Here is a 20,913-nt window from a genome sequence, read left to right on the forward strand (position 1 = left end):
GCCCACCTTCCGGTGGGTGGGGCAAAGGCTCGGCCACATCAACACAGGACAACGCCATGAACACGCCGACCGCCACCCTGCTTTGCCTGCTCGCCTTGTGCGCCAGTGCGGGTGTACGCGCCGACGACTTGATGGAGAACGATGACCTGGCGCCCACCAGCATCGACCTCGGCGAACTGCCACCCCCCGTGGGCCAGCAAGCCCTGATCGAGCAGATCGGCCAGGCCAACGTCGCCCTGCTCTCTCAGAACGGTCAGTCGCTGCTTGGGCGGATCGTTCAGTCAGGCAGCAACCAGGAGGCGTACATCCTGCAACAAGGCAGCGACCTGATGGCTTTGATCACCCAGAACGGTTCCGGCAACGCCGCTTCGATCACGCAAAACGGCAGCCACAACCGCGCGCAGATTTCGCAAAACGGCAACAACAACGACGCCAGCATCGACCAGGCCGGCGCGGGGCTGCAAAGCGCCGTGACCCAGTCGGGCAACGGCATGAGCGTCTCGGTCAAGCAATACCGCTAAAGCACTGCAACCCCTTGGAGATATCATCATGTTCAAATTGACGCCCCTCACCGCCGCGATCCTGGTCATGATCAGTGCCCAGGCCATGGCCGACGACAGCCTCTCCACCCAGAACCAGGCCGGTACCGCCAACATCGCCGATGTAAAACAGCTACAGGCCCCGTTCAGCACCGCCACCCAGACCCAGCTCGGTCAAGGCAACGACGCCGCTGCCGTGCAAGACAACGCCACCAGCGTCATCACCCAAGATGCCGTTGGTGACTACAACGCCGGTTACGCCGAGCAACTGTTCGAAAACAACGGTGTGATCACCCAGCAACAGGTCGGAGCGTTCAACACCAGCCACGCCAGCCAGTCGCTCGGCTTCGGCGCCGGCAACCAGGCGCTGCAACAGCAGCAAGGCACCGGCAACTTCTCGTTCGTCTATCAGGACTCGCAGAACGGCAGCGAAGGCAAAACCTTGCAGTTCGGCGACAGCAACGAAGCCAACATCGAACAACTTTACGAAGGCGTGGGCAACAGCTCAGTGATCACCCAATACGGCACCGCCAACTACGGCACCGCCGAGCAAATCCTCCACAACGGTGGGCAAATCGGCATCAACCAGGCCGGCGAAGGCAACTACGCCTATGGCGACCAGCGCAATGGCACTGGCGGCAACATCACCATCAATCAATTCGGCAGCATGAACGGCACCGAAATCTGGCAAGACTCGCAACTCGCAAGCCAGGCTACCGTCAACCAGTACGGCGACAGCAACGAAACCGTGGTCGACCAAAGCTTCGGCGAAAACAACAACGCCGCCGTCACCCAGATCGGCAATACCAACGCGATCTATGCCGACCAGTTCGAGTCGGTCAACTCGACGCTGGCGCTCTATCAAGTCGGCAACGGCAACGTGCACTTCACCTACCAGAACGGCGACAGCCACGTGCTGACCGCCACCTCCGTTGGCAACGACAACAAGGTCTACGCCAGCAACTGGAAAGGCCCGCAATCGGGTGGCCAGTTCGGCAGCGCCCAACGCGCGACGGTCACCCAGGCCGGCAGTGGCAACATCGCCAACTTCACTCAGGATGGGGTCGGCCAGATCATGAACACTAGCCAGACTGGCACCGGCAACAAAACCACGGTCAGTCAGGCTGATTCCTACAACGAGTTGTATTTTGATCAGAACGGCAGCGACAACATCCTCATCGCCGACCAGCGCGGGACTACCAACCTGGTGCAGGGCTCGTCGAACGGCACCGGCAACAGTGCTGAGTTTGATCAATCCGGGACTGGCAACCAGGCGTACACCGCGCAGCTGTATGGCAGCGACAACATGATCACTGTTAAGCAGGCGGATACGATGAACGTGGCGTATGTGACCCAGGGGGGGATGGGGAACATCGCCAATGTCGATCAGAGTGGGGTTACGCAGACGGCGAATATTCAGCAGTTTGGGTCGGCTAACCAGGCGAGTGTTTTGCAGCAGTAAGGGTTGGGTGTTGATGGGCCGCGATTCTCTGGTTAAGGGGGGGGGTCGCGGTTTTTTTGTAGGCTGACGTAACCACACGCGAGGCTTGTCAGATCAGCCGAGTCCTACAGAAAAAAGAAAGCTTTTAGTAAATCGGTGGTGTTTTCCTACCACTTCTGGCGGTTGGCCGTCGGAAGTACGGCGTCTAGGATTCTTCGGGACAAATTGATCCTCATGGAGCTTGACCAACGTGCTATTCATCCAGCCAGCGACGACAGCAAATGCTTTACCGAATAGACTTCGAGGCATTAAACCCGGAGGTGCCATGATCGACCCGTCTTTAATCGACCCACTGTGCCCAGTCGTTTCAGATCTTGACCTTGAAGAGCAAGCTGCGAGCTATGATCGCTGGTTGATCGCCAAAGTGCAGGCTTCTATGAATGATCCACGACCGAGCATTCCAAATGATCAGGTTATGGTCGAGATGCGTGCCCTAATGGAAGCAAAGCGTAAAAAATACGATGCAGGTTGAGTGGCAGCCCGAAGCTCGGGCTGAACTCCTGAAAATCCTTGATTACATCAGTGACCGGAACTTAGTAGCGGCTGACAGACTTTCCCAAGCTATCGAAGGTGCTACGGTTACCCTTGCTCAACATCCACACCTCTATCGAATAGGTCGAGCGCCCGGCACTCGCGAGATGGTTGTGCACCCCCAACTACCTGATCATTTATCAAGTGGTGGGTCGGATAAATATTTTGAGCATTTTGCGTGCGCGTCAGGAATATCCATAACGCAGACCGAAAAATGCCGGCAGATCAAACGTAATTATTTTGTTAACGACAAAAACGCGACCTTTTCGAGGATCGCGTTTTTTGTTTCCCATCCTTCCTGAGTTATGGGGAACTCTTGGATGGTGATTCCGGGCAACTCAAAGATTCAGCCCAGTCCTGCACTGCTTGATCATCAATAACGCGACCAGCATCCACATCGGCCAACGCTTCCAAGGTCAGACGGCGCTTTTCTACTTCCTGATCGTTTTGAATCTTCGGGGAATTAGCCATCCTTCAACTCGACGTGATCGAGGGCTTGATTGACGGCCAGTTCACCCAGCATCACGACTTGTGCAATACCGAGCGCGGTCTTGCGGTGTGAGGGCGGCAGCAAAGCAGCGAAGTTGTTGAGCATTTCACTGGCCGAACCGAGGGTTTCGCTGGCGTTGGCGAGCAGGGATTCGCTGTTGTACCTGGGGTTGGCGAGGTACATGGGTTCCGGCTCGTTGGCGCTGGACATGATGTGGGCGGTGGGGTTGAGGTAGAAATCGAGGGCGCGGTCGGCGGCTTCGTGGAGTTTTTTGCTGTCGACTGAGGCGTAGGGGGATGTGGTGTCGGGGGTGGCTTCGGATTCTGGCGGGTTGGGTGTTGGTTTTTTCATGGTGAATCTCCGATCCTGAAGTGGAGCTGGCCCATTCGGTTTCCGAACGAATAGGTGGCAGCTGTACGCAGGCTGGAAACCCGGGGAACGGAGAACCCGGTTGACCCGAAGGTCTCCCGCGCACAGCCGCCATAACGGAGTGCACACAATAAAGGTGCGCAAGCATACGTCATGAAAAGCGCTAATGCGCTCGGTTCACGTCGGGGTTTCCAATCCCGGTCGCTGATTTGGCAGCGACGAACACAGGCTAGAGACCGGACGTCCGACGGACAACCTGAAAACATTGTGGGAAGGTTCCGCGAATTCGAAACACCGTTAAACATCCAGAATTGAAATACGCAAAGGCAGGAGCTGCCGCAGGCTGCGATCTTTTGATTTTTCAAAAGCAAGATCAAAAGATCGCAGCCTGCGGCAGCTCCTACAGGGATGCGTACAACCCCAAGAAATTGGCCGGCTGTCAGGCCGCCATCGCTGGCAAGTCGAATCGTCACACCGCAGCTCCGACAGAAAAGCAAAATCAGAACCCACACCGATTGGATGCATTCATAAAGGATGGGCGGTGCCAGGCAAACGCTTTGCGATAGCGGGGAATTTGATATTGGTAATCCGCGACTTCCTGATGAAAAGGTCGCGGATGTTTATGTGCTGGTGAACACTCAGCTCTTGTTGCTCTTTGTGATAACGAACCACATTCCCGTGTATTCAAGCGTGATCGATGAGTAAGTCAGGTCGCCGACTATCCGCTGGACGCCCAGCTTGGAGTTGAAATTCGCAATAGAGTCATGGAACACGTCCATGACGATTTTCTTGTTTTCCTCCACCGGGATATCAGGGTTGAGTGCCTCAGTCGTCGCAAGCAAAACGGTCAATATCCGCCGTTGCTCTTCCTCGCTTCCGCTCGGCGAAAAAATCATCAGGGTCACGCCATCTACATTGGCATCATTAGTATCAATGGTTCCCTGCATCAGCAGATCCTTGCTCAATTGATACAAGAACGTCGGCTGGGCTCCACCTGTCCGTACTTCAAAGTCGGCGATTTTAAAACTTTTATCGTATCGGCCAATGGCAGCGTTGAACGCATCATGGAATTCGGGAGCAGTCAGCCCCAACGAGGTTGCTGAAGGTGCAGCGTTGCGGTTGGCGCTGGCGGACACCACCTCAGATCTACCGGCGTGCTGAATTTGGGTTGAGAGATAGGTCAGAAGAGCGAAGGACAGCGACGTCAGCAATATCCCCGTCAGAAAACTGCTCAACCGGCCAGGGACGTTGCCGGTTTTTTTGTTCCTGTATACCTTCGGTGCTATCAGGCCAACCACCCCATAAACGGCAAACACGACGGTCAGCACAAACACCAGCCCGAACAATATGAGCACTTATTCATTCCTTTTGATTTGCGTTGCGAAAGTGATGGCATTCTAACGTCACCCCTCCCAAAAATCTCGCCTGCGCCTGCAGGTGAGGCATTGCCTGCAGACTGGTTCCTACAGTTTGGATTCGGTGTATTCAGACAGGAATGGGGCGGCGGTCAGCCGCTATCGCGAGCAGGCTCACTCCTACAAGAGCAAGAGCAAGAGCAAGAGCAAGAGCAAGAGCAAGAGCAAGAGCAAGAGCAAGAGCAAGAGCAAGAGCAAAAGATCGCAGCCTTCGGCAGCTCCTACAGTAAACGCGCCCGCCATTAGGCCGAGTGTCAGCTCGCCTGCTCTTGATCTTGATCCACCAGCGACGTCGGAAGGCTTCGTTCCGGGATTGATCCGGGCGTGGGAGCGCAGCGACCGTTTGGCGCAGCCAAACACAGCGAGAGGAGGTGCAGCGAAGCAAACCGTAGGCGCTGCGCCCGGATCGATCCCGGAGCGAAGGAACCCCGAGCCTCAGCGAGCGGGCCGCACGTAGGAGCAAGCGTTTTTTTGCTTACTTTTTTTAGGCGTTTGTAAAAAAAGTGAGTCGCCGTAAGGGCGAAACCCTAAGCAGCCATTACCGCAGCAACGGATATGTACTCAATCAACAAGAACCTGGTCGGCCCAAAGGCCGCCATGTTCACTCAGCGTCAGCCTCAGCCTCCGGATCCACTTTGTTCTGACTCAAATACCGATTCAAAACATCATCCTGCGAAGGCGAAGAACTGTCCCCCGCCACCTGCCACAACCGCCGCTCGATCCCCTGAGCCACCATATGCCCCACCGCCGCCTCAATCGCCGACAACACACAAAGCTGCGCCGGCTCGTTAGTCGTGTAACCCACCTCGGCCTCAAGCAACTTCTTGAACTCGATAAACTTGAACACCCCGGCACTGCGCGCCACCGAATAAATCGTCTTGCTGGTCATCACATTCGACAACACCTGCCCGCTACGCACATCCACCGCGCGCAAATTCACGGTCACCTGATCCACCCGATACTCCCGGGAAATATCAATCCCCAGATACCGCGCCCCTTCCCCACCGCTACGCACGTTCGTGTCATAAGCGATAATCCCGCCCTCAAGCATCATGTTCGCCGCCTGCAACGGTGGCAGCTCACCCTGAATATTCACCGGGGTATTGGGCTTTTTCTGCGACGCGCGAATGATCTTGCGCTCAGTCAGCAGGTTCTGCAGCCCTTCACGCTCCAGCACCACAAACCAGCCACTGGCCTGCATCGCGTCCATCAACATCGACGCCGCGCCCTGGGTCACGCTGGTGGAAAACGAACTGGCCGGCGTCGGCTTGTACTGCCCGGTCTGATCACGAAAACCGTACACCACCGCCATCAAGCGCCCCTTGGGCCGCGGCATCTTCAGCAAGTCATAGTAGGTCGACGCCCGTGGTGTCAGGGTCGGGGTTTCGGTGTCCTGCTCGGCCGACATCGGCTCGCGCAGACTGCACCCTTGTAATGTCGCCAACATCAGCCCTAGCGCGATTATTTTTTTCATGTCCAGCACTCCCCGGAACCGTCAGCCCGTCATGGGTTGAGGCCGTTCACCTGAATTTCCGAAATTTCACCGGTCACCCGATCGGTCACTTCAATGCTCAGTGCCCCGGAGTCGTCGATGACGTTGACGATAAAAGAGTCAGTGGACAGGCTCCCCGTGTTGCCGGTGGAGATGTTGTCCAGCAGCTGCCCTAGCAGCCGCGATTGCAATTGACTGGTGAAGCGCTCCAACGCCGAAGTGCCGGCCACGCTCGAACGGCTCTTGAGGTCCGGGTCGTCGTGATCGTTTTGCGCCTGGGCGTTGTTGAGCAGCCAGGTGCCGTTGAGCGGGTTGCCGCCGAACGACGGATTGACCGGCGTGTAGACAAGCTCGGTGGCTTGGACGGCGGCAGCGCTGGCAAGGCCGACCAACAACCCCGAGATCCAGAATCCGCTGCGCCGTGAGAACGTTGTGGTTTTCATAATTCGTCCTTCTCAAGGTCGGTGGTGTCCTGCAACAGTGCCTCCAGCTTGCGCTGGACAACCTGGCGTCGAACCCAGTCGGCGGCCGCGTAGGCCTCGTCCTTCAGTTCCACGGTATTCGGCGGCAGGAAGCGCCGATAAACCAGGCGTTGCTGATATTCCACGGTCACCAGGCTGCCCCAGCGCGCGTCGGGCCGCTCGCGCACCACCAGGTTGAAATCCATCTTGCTGGTGTCGCGCAGGCGTTCGCTGAACGAGTAATAAAAGTCGTGGCCGATGTGCGAGATCGTGTCGTCGACGATGAAGCCCATCAATTCATCTTCTTCACCGGCATGGGCGCAGCACGCCACCACGGTGAGGGCCAGCGCGCACCACCATTGGCGAGTCATGGTTGCAACGCCTGCGGCAAGTTCGACTGTCCCTTGGCCGGGCCACTGGTGCCGTCGAGGAAGGCTTTTTCAGCGACGAACTGCCAGTCCGAATAACGCTGCATGCCTTCGAAATCCGACCACTGCGTGGGGAAACCCGATTGCTTCATCGGCACCTCGGTCGAAGGGCTGTTGAGACCGGTGATGCGCCCGTCAAAACCGCGCTGCAATGCCCATTCGCCTTGGCCGATCGGGTCCGGATAGAGCTGACGCAGGTGATGCCGCGCTTCGGGAAAACGCTGATCGTCGAGCAGGTCAGCAAGCTCTTTCGGGTACTGCGCCAGGCCCGGCGAACTGCGGTAGTAGCTGCGCAGCGCCTGGGCGTACTGGGTGCCGACCCAGAGCAATTGCTTCTCGCGATCGCGGCGAGACGCGGTCGACCATAATTCGCCGGCACTGGCCAGGCCCATGCCCATCACGACGATCAGGAACAGCACGCCCAGATAGGTGAAACCGCCCTGCTGCGCGTGTTTACCACTCGGCATATTGGCTGCCATCACGCGCCCTCCCGGTAGCACCGCTCTTGATGTCGGCCACGCCGCCCGCCACACCGTCCGGTGGCGCGATCAGCACCCACTGGTCTTTGCGTTCGGTGATCGGATCCAGTGGTGCGTTGCGCAGGTAACGTTGCTCGATCAATTGCTCGATGGAGTCGGGGTAACGACCGGTGTCACCGTAGAAGTGGTCCAGCGCTTCGCGCATCGCCGACAGGCTCTGGCGCAGCGTGGTTTCCTTCGATGCTTCAAGGCTGTTGAAGTAGCGCGGCAGCGCAATGGTCATCAGCGTGGCGATAATCGCCATCACCACCATCAGCTCCAGCAAGGTAAAACCTTTTTCGCGGCGCATGAGGTTCACCACTCGCGGTAGGCGATGCCGTTGAGGCCTTTGCCGCGTGCCACGGAGTAGACGTCGAAAACGTCCTCGCCATCGCGCGGGTTTTGAGCCGAACTGTTGTAGGCGCGGACGCCCCAACCCCCTTCGTCATCACGTTTGGCCGGCACCAGCGGATCACGCGGGATACGGCGCAGAAAGTAGAACTTGGCGCCTTTGGCACTGCGCACATCGCGCACGCCTTCGACCAGTATTTTCAGGTTCGGCGGGTAGCCGCTGCTGTTTAGCGACTTCTCGATGTAACCGGCATCGAATGCGCGTTTGTAGGCGTCGATACCATCGCGAATCTGATACAGCGCGGTGCGCAATTCCTGCTCCTTGCCACGCCGCACCAGGGTCTCGGTCAACGGTGCGGCCATGCTCGCCAGCAAGCCAATCAGGGCCAGCGTCACCACGACTTCGATCAAGGTAAAACCGCGCTGAGAGGCGTTCATGATCAAGGCTTCTCGACAGTGACACGGGTCGCCACGGCCGACTCACCGACAGCACGAGGCTGTGCGGATGGCGTTGGCGTGGTGGAGGTCTGCATCGAACGATCCGGCGCCTGAATGTGCATGCTGGTTTCGGTGCCGGTGGAGAACTCCATGTCCGACGGGCTCTGGTACGGCAGGTTGCGCACGATCCGTGGGGTGATCGACAGCACCAGCTCCGACTTGCCGACGGTGTCCTTGTTGCTGCCGAACAAGCGGCCCAGACCCGGAATATCGCCCAGACCCGGAATTTTGTTGCCGGTCGCGCCGTGGTCGTTGCGCATCAGCCCCGCGAGGATCTGTGTTTCGCCGTCGTGCAGGCGCAGCGTGGTCTGCGCATTGCGGGTGTCGACCTGCACCGGAATCGTGCCCTGGCGGGTCGGTTCCAGCGGCGTGGCGTTACTCACTTCCAGAGCGATCTTGATCGCCACTTCATTGTTCAAATGCACGGTCGGCTGCACTTCGAGTTTCAGACCGACATCCAGGTAAGTGACGCTTTCGGTGATCACCGGGCCTTGGGTCGACGGCACCGAAGTGGCACTGATGATCGGCACGCGCTGACCGATGTGGATACGCGCCTGTTCACGGTTGCTGACGCGGATCACCGGGCTTGCCAAGGTATTGATGTCGTTGTCCTGCGCGTTGATCTTGGCTTGCGGCGATGGCGAGATGCTGATGCGGCTGGAGTTGATGCCCTTGAGCTGATCGAGCAGCGTCACCGCCGAGCCGTCGCTGTTGACCACGCCGAAAGTGTTTGGCCATTGCAGGCCGAGGTCGAGAATGCGCTGGGTGGCAACCTCCATCACTTCAACTTCGAGCACCACTTCCGGGTTGGACTGGTCTTGCGATTGCAGAAGTTTTTCGGCCATGCGCACGGCGTCTTCGGTGTCGCGCATGGTCAGGGTATTGAGGCGTTCGTCGACGAATACGTCGCGAGTCTTGAGCATGGTCTTGACCATGTTCAGCGCGGTGTTGGCGTCAATGCTGGTCAGGTAAAAGGTGCGCATCACCAATTCCTGGTAATCCTTCACTTTCTGCGGCGAGTCCGGGTAGATCAGCAAGGTGTTTTCGTTGACCACTTTCTGATGCAGCTGATTTTGTTGCAGCAGCAACGCCACAGCATCTTCGATACGCACGTCACGCACGAAGATTGTGGCTTTCATGTCCGGACGCAGGTCTTTGTCGAAGATAAAATTCAGCCCGGCGACCTGCGACAGCACTTCGAAAATGGTCTTGAGGTTGGCGTCGCGAAATTCCAGGGTCACCGGCCGGTCGAGCTTGGTGCGCAGTTGCGGATAGGCAATCACGTTGCGGCTCTGCACCAGACGGATGTTGCCTTGCAGCTCCAGCGCGCCGTCGTTTTTCGGGTCGAGTTCGAGGATCTGTTTGACCTGGCGGTCGGCGCCGTAAATGTCGCCGCGACGCAGGTCACCCCGGGCCAGTTCTAGTTTCTCGTCCATGCTGCGCAGGTATTCGAGTTGACGCAGCGCATCCTGCGCGCGGCGGTTGTTCGGCTCGATGGTCAGCACGCGACTGTAAGCGGTGCGGGCCGAAGCGAAATCGCGGCGTGAGCGGTCGGTGTCGCCTGATGTCAGCAGCGCGGTGATGGCTTTGGCCCGGCCGCTGTTGAGCAGCAGGTGCAGTTCGGTATCACGCGGATTTTCGCGCAAACCTTCCTCGACCCGCGCCAGACCCGCCTCGTACTGGCCCTGTTCGATCAGGTCGGCGGCTTCCTTGTTGGCCACTTGCGCGGAGCTGCACGCCGTCAGCCCGGCACACAGGCCAAGGCTCATCAGCAAACGGGATCGGTTCATTGCGTACTCCCCACAGACAAGGTCTGCGACAAATGCAAAGGCAGGTAGACCAGACTCAGTTCCAGATCGGAAATGCCGGTGATCTTCCAGGTGTCGTCGATCACATCCCCGTTGCGCACGACGTAGATTTTTTCGCCGTTCTGCAAAAACACTTGCAGGTCGCTGCGGTCATGCAGCTTGCCGACGAACTGAAACGGCACCGGTGGCAGGCTCGGGGCTTGCACCACGGGTGTGAGATTGACGGCTGTTTCGGTGACCGTGGCCAGGGTTGGCGCGGCCTTCCACGATTTCCCGGCGAACAGATCGCCCGCCGGGGTCAGGTCCTTGATGGCTGCTGTTTTGGCCTTTGTGGTGTTTGCCGGCAAGGCGCCACGGGCGGCGGTTTTCGCCGGGGTGGCCACAGCAACATCAGCCGAATCCGCGTCGTCGCTCGGCGAAAAATATTCCGGCAACCAGGCCAGCGCGGCCGTCACGCCAAAGAACGCCACCCAACCCGTCACGCGCTTGGTATTCATCACGACCTCGACAGATAAAGGGTCATACGGATCCGGCCATTGAGGTCGGTGTCGCCAATTTTCTTGCGTTGAAACTCGACGTCTTCCACCACCACCGCCGGCAACTGGCCGAGCAAGGCGTGCAGGAAGCGGCGCAGTTGCGGGTAACTGCCGCGCACCGGCAAGAGGATCTGATAGCGCGCCAGATGGGTTTTCGGATCGATGCCGAGGGCGTATTCACCGCGCGCCAGGGTGATGTGTTCTTGCGCCGCAAGGGCGTAGATGCGGTCGATGGCCACGGTGGCCTGCGGTTGCGACGGCAGTTTGTTGCGAAAATCATCGAGTTGGCGTTGCGGCACCACGGGCGGCGCGATGCTGCCATCCTCGACTTTGGCCAGGTAGGCACTGGCTTCATGCGTCTGCTGGCTGAGGTGCTGCAACGATTGCCAGCCCGGCAGCAAGCTGCCCAGTGCCCAGGCCAGCGCGATCAATACCAGCGCCAGCCCGGACAGGCCCGGCAGGCCGAGGCCTTGCAGATATTCGTGAACGATCAGTCTAGGGATTCGCATCGCCAATCTCCCAAGTCGCCGACAGGTTGAATTGCACCGGTTGCTCCGGCGATTTGACGACGATTTCATGGCTGAGCAGCGACACGTCGGACAGCTCGTCACTGGCCTCCAGGCGCTTGTGGAAATCCAGCATCGCTGGCAGATCACGCGCTTCAGCGCTGATCCGCACTTGCCCCTTGCGGGCATCCGGGGTCAGGGTCAGCAAGGCAACATCGTCGCGCGGCATGCTTTCGAGCATCGCAAACAGACGTTCCCAAGGGCGGCGCAACTGCTGCGAGACCTTGCGCATTTCGGCGAGGTTCTGCGCCTGCTCGCGGGTTTCGGCCGGGCTCAAGGTGCTTTTACTTGCACTGTCGCCGGTGAGCTGGCGTTGCGTGGTTTGCAAATGACCTTGCTGCTGTTCGGCTTGGGTATCGAGATGCTGTTGCACGCCCAGACACAGCAGCGCCAGCAACACACCGCCGCCGAGCAGGCTCCAGCCCAACGGGCCGGAACGGCGACGTGGCTGAAAGTCGAGATTCAGGGCGCGCATGTCAGGCCACCGCCCGGGACATGACGTACAAGCCGTCACGCACGGTCATCGCGTTGTCTTCGAGGGTGCGCAATTGCACGCCCGCCACTTGCGGCTGCGCATCGAGGCGCGCCGGTGCATGCAGATAAACGTTGAAGGCGCGTTCGCTGGTCGACGCCTGCAATTGCCGTTCGCGGCCGATCAAGGCATTGAGCGCCGCGTCGCTGTCGCTGCCACCCACCGAGCGCACGCCGGCCCAGCGCCCTTCCCGCGCCAGCAGCAGAACGCTGCGCTGCGGTTCGGCGACAACGAACAAGAAGTCGCCGACCTCGAGGCTTTTATCGAAACGGTTGAACGCCGTCATCAGATACGGCTGCACCGAATTCAGGCGCAGACGGCGACCGCTGACCAGGGCCCGCAGGCGATCAAGCAAGTCTTGCGGCAAGGCGCTGGCGATGCGGTCGCACCCTGCCGGTTCGGCGGACAGCACCAACCCCCAGGTTTGCGTCGGTGCGCCAAACAGGTCTTCGAAACACAGTTGTGCGAAGCCGCGCAGCTCCTCAGGGCTGCTGATGTGCGCGCTCCACGGCACCAGGCAGAACCGGCAGAAGTGACTGGAAATCACCACGCTCAACTCGGCACCGGCACGGGCGTGTTCACCGAGCAGACGGTCAAGGGTATCCAGCGCCACCGCGTAGCTCTGGAAGCCTTCGTCGATGTAACCGACGCTGCCCAGCCACAAGGTTTCGCTACCCCGCCGCTGCCCCAGGCCGACACCGCTGGCGCCGAGCACGGCGACAAATTGATCACGCGATAAAAGTGACACGATTGATCTCCTCCAGCGTGGTCCGACCTTGCTCCACCAGCTCCAGCGCCGATTCGCGCAACAGGCGCAAACCACGGGCACAAGCCAGGGCTTTGATTTTGGTAATCGGTTGGCGCTCGACGATCATCTGGCGCAGTTCGTCGTCCAGGTGCAGCAGCTCGGCAATTGCCGTGCGCCCGCGATAACCGCTGCCCCGGCAGTGACCGCAGCCCTTGCCGTGGACGAAGTGGTAATGATCGACTTTCTGCGGATCGAGGCCCGAGGCGCGCAGTTCTTCATCGCTCGGATTGACCGGCGTGCTGCAACTGGCGCACACCAGTCGAATCAGGCGCTGAGCGAGAATCGCGTTGAGCGCCGAGACCAGGCTGTAGGGGTCGATTTCCATTTGGGTGAAGCGGCCAATCACGTCGAAGACGTTGTTGGCGTGGATGGTGGTGAACACCAGGTGGCCGGTGAGTGCCGATTGCACGGCGATCTGCGCGGTGTCCGGATCGCGGATTTCACCGACCATGATCTTGTCCGGGTCGTGACGCAGGATCGAGCGCAGACCACGGGCGAAGGTCAGGCCTTTTTTCTCGTTGACGGGGATCTGCAGGACGCCGGGCAACTGGTATTCGACCGGGTCTTCGATGGTGATGATCTTGTCCACACCGTGGTTGATCTCGGTGATCATCGCGTACAGCGTGGTGGTCTTGCCGCTGCCGGTGGGGCCGGTCACCAGCACCATGCCATAGGGTTCGGCGGCGAGGCGACGGAGCTGGCGCAGGGTCTCGTCTTCAAAGCCCAGCGCCTGCAATTGCACGCCGCAGACCTTGTCGGCCAGATCCTGTTTGTCGAGCACCCGCAACACCGCGTCTTCGCCAAAGATGCTCGGCATGATCGACACGCGAAAATCGATCTGCCGGCCACTGATGCCTATCTTGAAACGGCCGTCCTGCGGCACGCGCTTCTCGCCAATATCCAGTTCCGCCATGACTTTGACCCGCGAGATCACCTGCTCGGCGAACTCGGCGCCCTGAACCTTGCTGATGTTGTTGAGCACGCCGTCGATGCGGTACTTGATCACCAGACCGTGGCCAGTGGTGCCGAGATGGATGTCACTGGCGTGCATTTTCAGCGCGTCGTAAAGGGTCGAGTTGACCAGTTTCACCACGCTGCTGGCGTCTTCGCTGATGCTGGTCAGGGACAGGCTTTGCAGGGTGTCGATTTCGCTGTGGGTGTCGCCCTGGGCGTTCAGCGATTCGACGGCGTGGAAGCTTTCTTCGTGGCGAGCCAGATAAGCCTTGAGGTCGTCGGCGTGCACCAGATACAGCGGCGCGCCGTGCAGGCAGTCGTCGATCCAGGCCAGCCGCGCCGAATCGAAGGGGTCGGCGAACACACCGATGACTTCGTCGTTGTGGCGCAGCAGGATGAATTCACGCTTGAGGCATTGTGCGAGAGTGACCCGGTCAAATACCGGAGTCGCGGCAAACAGGCCGTCGGTGTCGAGCACCGGGTAATGCAGGGTCGCGCCGAGGCAATCAATGAACGGCATCGGCGCCAGTTCGCAGAGCACGCCGAGCGCATCCAGCACCCGTTCGCCGGAACTGGCGGCCCGCGCCCGGGCCTGGGACAGTTGTTCACTTGAAAAACTGGATGCAACGCTTTGCGCAACCTGCGGTTCGACGACAACGGACAGACGATCCATGGCTTGCTCTCCAACACCCGGGGCTTGAGGCCCTGACGGCGCGGGAGGCAATTGCGGCGAGTGCCGGAACGTCTATCGCGCCATTACTCCCCGGTGAGCATTTGATCGTCGTCCGGTGCCAGGGTCGCCAACCTGTTTCTTCGGCGATCCGCCAGCACCCAACTGCCATCGTACAACTGCAACGGGAAGCTCTCGGTCCTGCTCTGGCGTCGTTCGACGAAGCCCTCGGAAGGGCTCGCACCGGGTTTCGCTTCGCGCTGGATGCCCAGAAGGTCGCAGACAGCTCGGGCCAGTTCCGCCAATGGAAACGGTTTGAACAGGATGTGGCTGACGTCCAGTTGCCGCGCCCGCTCACAGACTTCAGCGGTCGGGTGACCCGTTATCAGCACAAAATGGCACGTCCTGTTCTGGCGGACCGCGTCGAGCACCTCAAAGCCTTCCATATCGGGCAAGCGGTAATCGAACACCAACACTTGGGGAGCGAACGCCTCGGCCAAGCCGATACCCGTCGCGCCGTCATGTGCAATCCGGACGTCCAGCCCTTGCGCCGACAGATAATCCTGCAGGTTCTGTGCAAGCAGCTGTTCGTCTTCGACAACCAGTACTTTGTTAACCAAGGTCGACTCCTTGAAACCTGCAAGTCCGAAAACTGAACCCGCTGAAGTGCGCCTTACAATGGCTAACGCACACTTCATGCCAGGCTGAGTGCCGGTAAATTTAAGTCTTCATGTCCTTGAATTTCATGACAATGCCCGCTCGTCCAGGTACCCCGTTCCCCAGAAACGGGGAAGCACCTGAATGGGCATCGAAGCCATTCCCCACTGTTGGGGGGGAACCTTCAATCGTCGTCAGTTCGTTCAATCCTGTTCTGCGCCCGTAATTGCGCGAGCACCTGGCGACGAGCCTGGGTCTGCTGCTGTCGGGCGCGCTGCGTCCGAGCTGTTTCAAGCCCCTGCAAATCTGGGACATCGCCCGCCTCCAAGTGGTTCGCCACATAGATCAAATGCCAGCCGAATGGCGAGCGTACCGCATCGCTGGCGAAGATTGCGCCATCAATGATAGAAGCTCGCATCTTCATCAAGCGTAGACGCGCCGCCGCATCTGTGGCGGCATCCGCTTGCGGTTCGACCCGAACCAGCAGGTGCCGCGGTTGCAAAGTGTTGGCGCGGATCAGTTGGGCGAACATTTGCTGCGCGGCCAGTTCACGGCGGGTGTACTCGGTGAACGAGGCTTCATCGAAACCGGCATCCTGCAAACGCCGCACGAATCGATCGTTGCCGCCGATGGCCTGGCGGGTTTGCTCGACTTGCTGCTGCACCGTTTGGTCATCGATTTGCAGGCCGCGTTTGCGTGATTCCTGCCAGAGCAATTCCTTGTCTATCAGCGCATCGAGTGCGGCCTGACGCAGCTGTTTATAGGCCTTGGGACTGCGAATGCTCGCCACTGCGCGGCCCTGATCCTCCAGGTATTCGGCAAAAAATCGCTCAAGACGAAACTCGGAAATCTCTTCGCCATTGACCCGCGCAGCCGCCGGACCATTACTGGCGAAAGCCATCGGCAACCAGCACGTCAGCAGTATTAACAGCATCTTGAGCTTCATGAGCAGAGCCTCCATTCAGGGGCTGGCGACAATCGGTTTGTAGGGTGCAACCAGATAGAAACGCTGATCGGGCAAATCCACGGTGACCACATGTGCGCCGCTCAAGCCCAGACGTCGTCCGGGGCCGAAGCTGATGCGCGGGGTCAGGCCGGTGTCGAAGTCGTGCAGGCCTTCCAGCGCTGCCACCAGTTTCTCGCGGCTGGCGTCACGTCCGGCCTGCTTCATGCCTTCGCCGAGCAGCAGCATCGAGGCGTAAGCGCCGACTTGCAGCACCGCATGCTGGGCGCCGAGGCCTTGATGCTCGCGCAGCAGCGTCAGGGCCATGCGCCCGGTCTGGGTCCAGTCACTGGGGACAAAGGGATAGGCGAGAAACACCCGCCGTGAAAATCCTTGCGGCACGTTCAACAGATCCCCGGCCACCTGGCTCGACGCCGCGAACAGATACGGCACCTGCCCGGCACGCTGCAAACCCGCCGCCAAATGGCTGAAGCCGCCGCCGCTGCCCAGATAGAACACCGAGCGCGAGCCCAGCGGCAAGCTGTCACCTGTCGGGTCGTAGGCCTGAATCTGGACGTTCTGCCAGCCGTTCCTGTGCAAATACTCGCCAAGCACTTTGGCTGTCTGCGCCTGCGCCGGGTCGTCGAGATAAGCGATCAGTGTCGGCCCTTGCAACACGCGCAGGCTGGCGGTCGCGTAATCGGCCAGAGCGATCAGCTGTTCACGCAAGCCCGGCAACGGCTCGAAAATTTGTGGACTGGCCTGCACCGCTCCGAGCAACGACAACGTGCCGATCAGCGGCACGCCAGCCTGTTCCAGCCGCGGGGCCAGTTCGCTGCCCAATGCCGGGGCCATCGGCGCGATCAGGGCGAACACTTGTTCATCGTCGATCAGGCGTTTGAGCGCTTGTTCGGCACTGGTGCGATCAGCGCCAGGATCGGCGATGGTCAGGCGCAGTTGCCGGCCGTGAATCCCGCCAGCCTCATTGATCCGCGCCACGCTGCCGTTGAGCACCGCTGCGACCGTCGCGCCCTCCTCGGCCAGTGGCCCCTGGCTGGGCAGCAACGTGCCCAGATGCAAGGTCTCGGCATCGAGGCCGGGGTCGCGTTCATCGGCAAGGCGTTTGAGGTAAGCGGTGAGATTGCGCTGATCCTTCATCGACAGCACAAAGCGCGGCATGCTCGGGTCGAGGCGGTTGTTGCCGGGGTCGCGGCCCTGCTGAATGACTGTCGCAAGGCTTGCATCGTTGTAGGCCGGATAGTTGCGGCCGTTGACCTGTTGCTGGCCGTAAGCGCTGGTCAGTCGCGACCAACTCAACTGCGGCGGACGCACCCCGCCTTCGGGTCGACCGAGGCCGTCGGCGCCATGACAATTGGCGCACGGCAGACTGGTGGCCGGCAGCAACATATCCGCCGCGCCGACCCGCGCCATGATCGCTTCACCGCTGGCCGACAGACCTTCACGGTACAGGCGTTTGCCAGCCGCCTCCTCCGGCGTCAGCGGCAATGCCACCGCGCCGAGGCTGACGCTCGCGAGCAGGATCAGGGCGAGGACGCGGGCGCTGTTCATGGCGCGGACTCAGCGACCGGCCACGGGCATTGTCAGCAATTGCAGGCGCTGGGCAATGGCGGCGGCCGGCGCATCGGGGCGAATCTTGCTCCAGCGTTTGTTGGCGACATCGCCGACGATCAACTGTGTGGAATGTTGCTCAGGCGTCGGCACGATCTGGCCGATACGGCTCAGCACCAGATCCATCTGCGCCTTGTCGCCGGTGAGAAAAAGCCAATGAGGGTCATCGGAACCCTGTTTCAAGGTGTAAGCCTTGAGCACCGCCGGCGTATCGCGCAGCGGATCACTGGTAAGGGAAATGAAGGTGATGCCGTCGGCCTTGTCACCGAGCAGCTCGCGGACTTCCTTGAGCTTGCGCGTGATCAACGGGCAGGCGTCGTTGCAACTGGTGAAAATCACGTTGAGCAGCACCACGCGGTTTTGCAGCGCATCACTGTAGAAGCGCAGAGTTTCGCCGTGCTGATTTTGCAGCGGCGTATCGGTGAACCAGGCTTGCGCGTCGTGGGTACCCTTGGCGGGCGCGGCGGCAACCGCGGTTGACGGCTCAGGGGCATGCCCCTCGTGGGCAAACGCGACATTGCTGAACACCCAAAAACACACGGTGAGCGCGATCCAGTCGAGCATTCTCATGGCTGTTGCTCCATGGCGATGGCGGTGTGTTTGGCATGAGTGCGCTGGCCGCTGAGTTTCTCGACTTCCTTGGCCAGCACTGTCGGGTCGGTGAAGCCGTAGTAGCGCATCCAGTGGCGGCTGTTGCCGTCGCCGACGAGGATCAGTGGCTGATGGCTCTTCAAGTCGCCGCTGAAACTGCCCAAACCTTTGAGGGTTTCATTGATCGATTGTGGCGAACCGGTCAGCCAGCTCCAGCCCGGACCTTTCTGGAACGCGCGGGCGTAATCCTGCAGGCGCTTGGGGTCATCGCGTTGCGGGTCGATGCTGATCGACACCAACTGCACTTCGTTGCCAACCCGCGCGCCGAGCTGTTTCTGCACCTTGCCCATAATCGACGAAACCACCGGGCAGACCGTGGTGCAACTGGTGTAGATAAAGCTGATGACGACGATTTTGCCCTGCACCAGATCTTGCTCCAGACGCACGGTTTTGCCGTTCTGATCGAGCAGCGGCACGTTGGCGAATTTCACCTGGGCGTGTTCCTGCGTGCTGCTGGCGGGTGCGGTGTGGCCGGCGTGTTCATCCGCCGAATGCGCCTGGACTTGCTGGACGCTGACGGCCAGCAGACACAGGCTGAGCAAGCCACGGCAAGTGATGTCTTTCATGGTGATGTCCTCTCACTGAGTCTGGCCGGGGGTGACCCGAACACTGGCAAATGTCTTGTCATCGAACCCGGCACCCAGCGATGCCGCGCGCACATGCAAATACCAGGCGCCGCTGCGGTCGAGGGTCACGGGCGCTTCGTACACGCCATCGGCAACTTCCTGCGCGGCCACTTCGCGGGGGTGTGAAGTCGGCGCGAGGAAGTAGCGCAACTGCACATCCTTGACGCCGCTGCGCTGGATTTTCTGCTTGCCCTGCACGATGCGAAAACGCACCACGTAGGGGTCGTTGAGCGCGACGGCGGTCGTGTCCAGAAGGAACTCGACCTTTGGCACGCCGACATGTTTTTCCGGCATGCCGTCTGGTTCGATCTGCGCGGTGAAGCAATGGATGATGTTCGGTTGATTGAGCAGGAATGCCACGTCGAAACGCCCCGCCGCCGGCAGTTTCACTCGCGCGCTGTACAGCCCCGGCGAGACCTCGCGCAGGCTGCGGTCGATGACCATCGCGGCACGGGCGATCTGCCCGCGATTGGGGTAACCGGACATCGGCGCGTTCATGCCTTCGGCGTAGAAATAGGTGGTGTTGTCCACCGGGTTGACCACAAACACCGCGTTGTCATCGCGCGACACCGCGAGGCTTGAGGCGAGCGGCAAGTCCCCGGCCATGCGCGGCGCTTGCGGGCCGGCTTCGAAGCCTTGGCTGATCGGCTGGCGGCCCTCGCCGAGCGAGGCCAGGTTGATCATGGTGACTTTTGGCGAGGCCAATCCGCGCACGTAGGCGTAGGCCTTGGTGAACACCACTTGGTAGGGTTCGGCGGACACGTCCAGGTCATGGATAGCGGCATCGGTGGAGGCATCAATCACCGTCGCGCGGTTCTCCACGGTGTTGAGCACCACACCGAAACGCCCGTCGGCGCTGAAGCCCATCGGGCCGAGCCCCTGTTGCAGTTTGATCACCCGGCGCACGCTGTGGCTGGCACTGTCGACCACCGTCACCGTGCCGTCCTTGCCATCGGCGACGTACACCGCGCCGGACAATGGCGAGTACGCCACCGAAAGCGGGCTGGAGCCAGTCTTGATTTGCTCGACGATGCTCAGGCTGGCGACATCGACCACGCTCAGGGTGCCGTCGTCGCGATTGCTGACAAAGGCGAAACGGCTGTCCTTGCTGAAGGTGATTTCGTGGTGACCGAGGCCGGTTGCCAGGTGTTTGAGCGGTTTCAGGCTTTGGGCATCGATCACAGTGACGCCGGATTCTTTGGGTTTGGCGGCGTTGTTGCCAACCCACAGCAGGCGTTCATCGGGTTGCAGCGCCACCCGCACCGGTTGGCTGCCGGCGCTGATCGAATCGATGACTTTGAATTGTTCGCTGTCGATCACCGCCACTTCGCCGGCCGCTGGCATCGAGATGAACACGCGTTTGTTGTCTTTGGGCGTGACCCAATCCATCGGCGGCTGCTTGAGTTCGATGCGCGCCAGGGTGCTGGTGATGCCGCCGACCGATACTGAGGGGTCGACCACCGCCACACTGGCATCGCGGTTCATCACCAGCAGGAAATAGCTGTTGAGGTCGAGTAGTGGCCGCGCGCCGATGTTGGATTTGAGGTACACGCCGACGCGGGATTTGCAGCTTTGGTCGCGGCCCTGGGCCTGATCGGCGGCCAGCGCCTGCGCATCAATCCACGCCCCCGGCGCCACGCCGGACAATGGCTGGCCTGACACGCCGTCAGTGACACGGAACTGCACGTCGGCAAACTCGCCTTCACGCAACTTGCCGTCGCTGGCCAGCGGCTGGAGGTTGAACGCAATCGACACGCCGTCGCGGGCCAGGGTCTGGCCGGGCTCGGTCTGCGCCAGCGCAACCTCGCCAAGCGTCAGCAAAGCGCCTGCGATGGCTAGCGTACAAACACCGATGAAACTGATGATCCCGTTCATATCCTCTCCCCTGACTCTATTTGCAAAACACCGCCGTCCCCTGTGGGAGCTGGCCTGCCAGCGAT

The 20,913-nt window shown here is 60.2% G+C and carries 24 protein-coding genes and 1 pseudogene; 4 read left to right on the forward strand and 21 right to left on the reverse strand.

Translation table 11 applies throughout. From position 1 onward, the window contains the following. The first annotated feature begins 56 nt into the window (after positions 1-56). The 4 genes and pseudogenes from ICA15_RS00230 to ICA15_RS00245 all read left to right on the forward strand — a co-directional run bounded on the left by ICA15_RS00230 (position 57) and on the right by ICA15_RS00245 (position 2,772). Positions 57-521: a curlin gene (locus tag ICA15_RS00230; RefSeq protein ID WP_150616537.1), complete on the forward strand. Its 465-nt coding sequence runs from the start codon at positions 57-59 to the stop codon at positions 519-521. Between the two features lie 28 nt (positions 522-549). After that, positions 550-2,001, forward strand: a complete 1,452-nt coding sequence (locus ICA15_RS00235) for a curlin (RefSeq protein WP_210555534.1) — start codon at positions 550-552, stop codon at positions 1,999-2,001. Between the two features lie 304 nt (positions 2,002-2,305). Continuing rightward, positions 2,306-2,512 carry an antitoxin gene (locus ICA15_RS00240; protein WP_150594836.1) on the forward strand — a complete coding sequence of 69 codons (207 nt, stop codon included), beginning with the start codon at positions 2,306-2,308 and terminating at the stop codon, positions 2,510-2,512. Continuing rightward, a pseudogene (locus ICA15_RS00245) lies at positions 2,502-2,772 on the forward strand (type II toxin-antitoxin system RelE/ParE family toxin). The gene ICA15_RS00240 and the pseudogene ICA15_RS00245 overlap by 11 nt, the downstream one beginning before the upstream one ends. Before the next feature lie 102 nt (positions 2,773-2,874). Here ICA15_RS00245 and ICA15_RS00250 read toward each other — a convergent pair. The 21 genes from ICA15_RS00250 to ICA15_RS00350 all read right to left on the reverse strand — a co-directional run bounded on the left by ICA15_RS00250 (position 2,875) and on the right by ICA15_RS00350 (position 20,848). After that, positions 2,875-3,042, reverse strand: a complete 168-nt coding sequence (locus tag ICA15_RS00250) for a hypothetical protein (protein ID WP_191626420.1) — start codon at positions 3,040-3,042, stop codon at positions 2,875-2,877. Further along, positions 3,035-3,412 (reverse strand): DUF6124 family protein, encoded by a 378-nt coding sequence (locus ICA15_RS00255; RefSeq protein WP_210555533.1) that lies wholly within the window; start codon positions 3,410-3,412, stop codon positions 3,035-3,037. The genes ICA15_RS00250 and ICA15_RS00255 overlap by 8 nt, the downstream gene beginning before the upstream one ends. A gap of 656 nt (positions 3,413-4,068) precedes the next feature. Beyond that, positions 4,069-4,785, reverse strand: a complete 717-nt coding sequence (locus tag ICA15_RS00260; RefSeq protein ID WP_150616540.1) for a hypothetical protein — start codon at positions 4,783-4,785, stop codon at positions 4,069-4,071. Between the two features lie 661 nt (positions 4,786-5,446). Then, on the reverse strand, positions 5,447-6,319 hold the full coding sequence (locus ICA15_RS00265) for a CsgG/HfaB family protein (RefSeq protein ID WP_047300539.1): 873 nt from the start codon (positions 6,317-6,319) through the stop codon (positions 5,447-5,449). A 29-nt stretch (positions 6,320-6,348) separates the two neighbouring features. After that, complete coding sequence (locus ICA15_RS00270) at positions 6,349-6,780, reverse strand: curli assembly protein CsgF (protein WP_150602295.1); 432 nt, start codon at positions 6,778-6,780, stop codon at positions 6,349-6,351. Beyond that, complete coding sequence (csgE, locus tag ICA15_RS00275) at positions 6,777-7,169, reverse strand: curli production assembly/transport protein CsgE (RefSeq protein ID WP_150602296.1); 393 nt, start codon at positions 7,167-7,169, stop codon at positions 6,777-6,779. Before csgE ends, ICA15_RS00270 begins: the two co-directional genes overlap by 4 nt. Next, complete coding sequence (locus ICA15_RS00280) at positions 7,166-7,705, reverse strand: type II secretion system protein (protein WP_150602297.1); 540 nt, start codon at positions 7,703-7,705, stop codon at positions 7,166-7,168. The genes csgE and ICA15_RS00280 overlap by 4 nt, the downstream gene beginning before the upstream one ends. Further along, on the reverse strand, positions 7,680-8,054 hold the full coding sequence (locus ICA15_RS00285; RefSeq protein WP_150594830.1) for a type II secretion system protein: 375 nt from the start codon (positions 8,052-8,054) through the stop codon (positions 7,680-7,682). Before ICA15_RS00285 ends, ICA15_RS00280 begins: the two co-directional genes overlap by 26 nt. A 5-nt stretch (positions 8,055-8,059) precedes the next feature. Further along, positions 8,060-8,533 (reverse strand): type II secretion system protein, encoded by a 474-nt coding sequence (locus tag ICA15_RS00290; RefSeq protein ID WP_150602298.1) that lies wholly within the window; start codon positions 8,531-8,533, stop codon positions 8,060-8,062. Between the two features lie 2 nt (positions 8,534-8,535). After that, positions 8,536-10,383, reverse strand: coding sequence for a secretin N-terminal domain-containing protein (locus ICA15_RS00295; protein ID WP_210555532.1), 1,848 nt, complete (start codon positions 10,381-10,383; stop codon positions 8,536-8,538). Continuing rightward, complete coding sequence (locus tag ICA15_RS00300; RefSeq protein WP_150602300.1) at positions 10,380-10,898, reverse strand: hypothetical protein; 519 nt, start codon at positions 10,896-10,898, stop codon at positions 10,380-10,382. Before ICA15_RS00300 ends, ICA15_RS00295 begins: the two co-directional genes overlap by 4 nt. Next, on the reverse strand, positions 10,898-11,446 hold the full coding sequence (locus ICA15_RS00305; protein WP_210555531.1) for a GspMb/PilO family protein: 549 nt from the start codon (positions 11,444-11,446) through the stop codon (positions 10,898-10,900). Before ICA15_RS00305 ends, ICA15_RS00300 begins: the two co-directional genes overlap by 1 nt. Then, positions 11,433-11,978 carry a PilN domain-containing protein gene (locus tag ICA15_RS00310; RefSeq protein WP_150616546.1) on the reverse strand — a complete coding sequence of 182 codons (546 nt, stop codon included), beginning with the start codon at positions 11,976-11,978 and terminating at the stop codon, positions 11,433-11,435. Before ICA15_RS00310 ends, ICA15_RS00305 begins: the two co-directional genes overlap by 14 nt. A gap of 1 nt (position 11,979) precedes the next feature. Next, on the reverse strand, positions 11,980-12,783 hold the full coding sequence (locus tag ICA15_RS00315) for a hypothetical protein (protein WP_210555530.1): 804 nt from the start codon (positions 12,781-12,783) through the stop codon (positions 11,980-11,982). Beyond that, the gene (locus ICA15_RS00320; RefSeq protein ID WP_150602304.1) at positions 12,764-14,470 is read right to left on the reverse strand and encodes a GspE/PulE family protein; all 1,707 of its coding nucleotides are present in this window, start codon (positions 14,468-14,470) and stop codon (positions 12,764-12,766) included. Before ICA15_RS00320 ends, ICA15_RS00315 begins: the two co-directional genes overlap by 20 nt. An 83-nt stretch (positions 14,471-14,553) precedes the next feature. Beyond that, positions 14,554-15,087: a response regulator gene (locus ICA15_RS00325; protein WP_150602305.1), complete on the reverse strand. Its 534-nt coding sequence runs from the start codon at positions 15,085-15,087 to the stop codon at positions 14,554-14,556. Positions 15,088-15,308: 221 nt separating this feature from the next. Next, positions 15,309-16,070: a SurA N-terminal domain-containing protein gene (locus ICA15_RS00330; protein WP_210555529.1), complete on the reverse strand. Its 762-nt coding sequence runs from the start codon at positions 16,068-16,070 to the stop codon at positions 15,309-15,311. Between the two features lie 15 nt (positions 16,071-16,085). Beyond that, positions 16,086-17,636 (reverse strand): ABC transporter substrate-binding protein, encoded by a 1,551-nt coding sequence (locus ICA15_RS00335; RefSeq protein WP_210555528.1) that lies wholly within the window; start codon positions 17,634-17,636, stop codon positions 16,086-16,088. A 9-nt stretch (positions 17,637-17,645) separates the two neighbouring features. Continuing rightward, entirely contained in the window at positions 17,646-18,266 is a 621-nt protein-coding gene (locus tag ICA15_RS00340) for an SCO family protein (RefSeq protein WP_150602308.1), read from the reverse strand. Beyond that, positions 18,263-18,913, reverse strand: a complete 651-nt coding sequence (locus ICA15_RS00345; RefSeq protein ID WP_150602309.1) for an SCO family protein — start codon at positions 18,911-18,913, stop codon at positions 18,263-18,265. The genes ICA15_RS00340 and ICA15_RS00345 overlap by 4 nt, the downstream gene beginning before the upstream one ends. Positions 18,914-18,925: 12 nt before the next feature. Next, entirely contained in the window at positions 18,926-20,848 is a 1,923-nt protein-coding gene (locus tag ICA15_RS00350) for a YncE family protein (protein ID WP_210555527.1), read from the reverse strand. Positions 20,849-20,913: the final 65 nt, after the last annotated feature.

Source organism: Pseudomonas sp. P116 (genome assembly GCF_020149425.1).
Lineage (GTDB): Bacteria > Pseudomonadota > Gammaproteobacteria > Pseudomonadales > Pseudomonadaceae > Aquipseudomonas > Aquipseudomonas anatoliensis.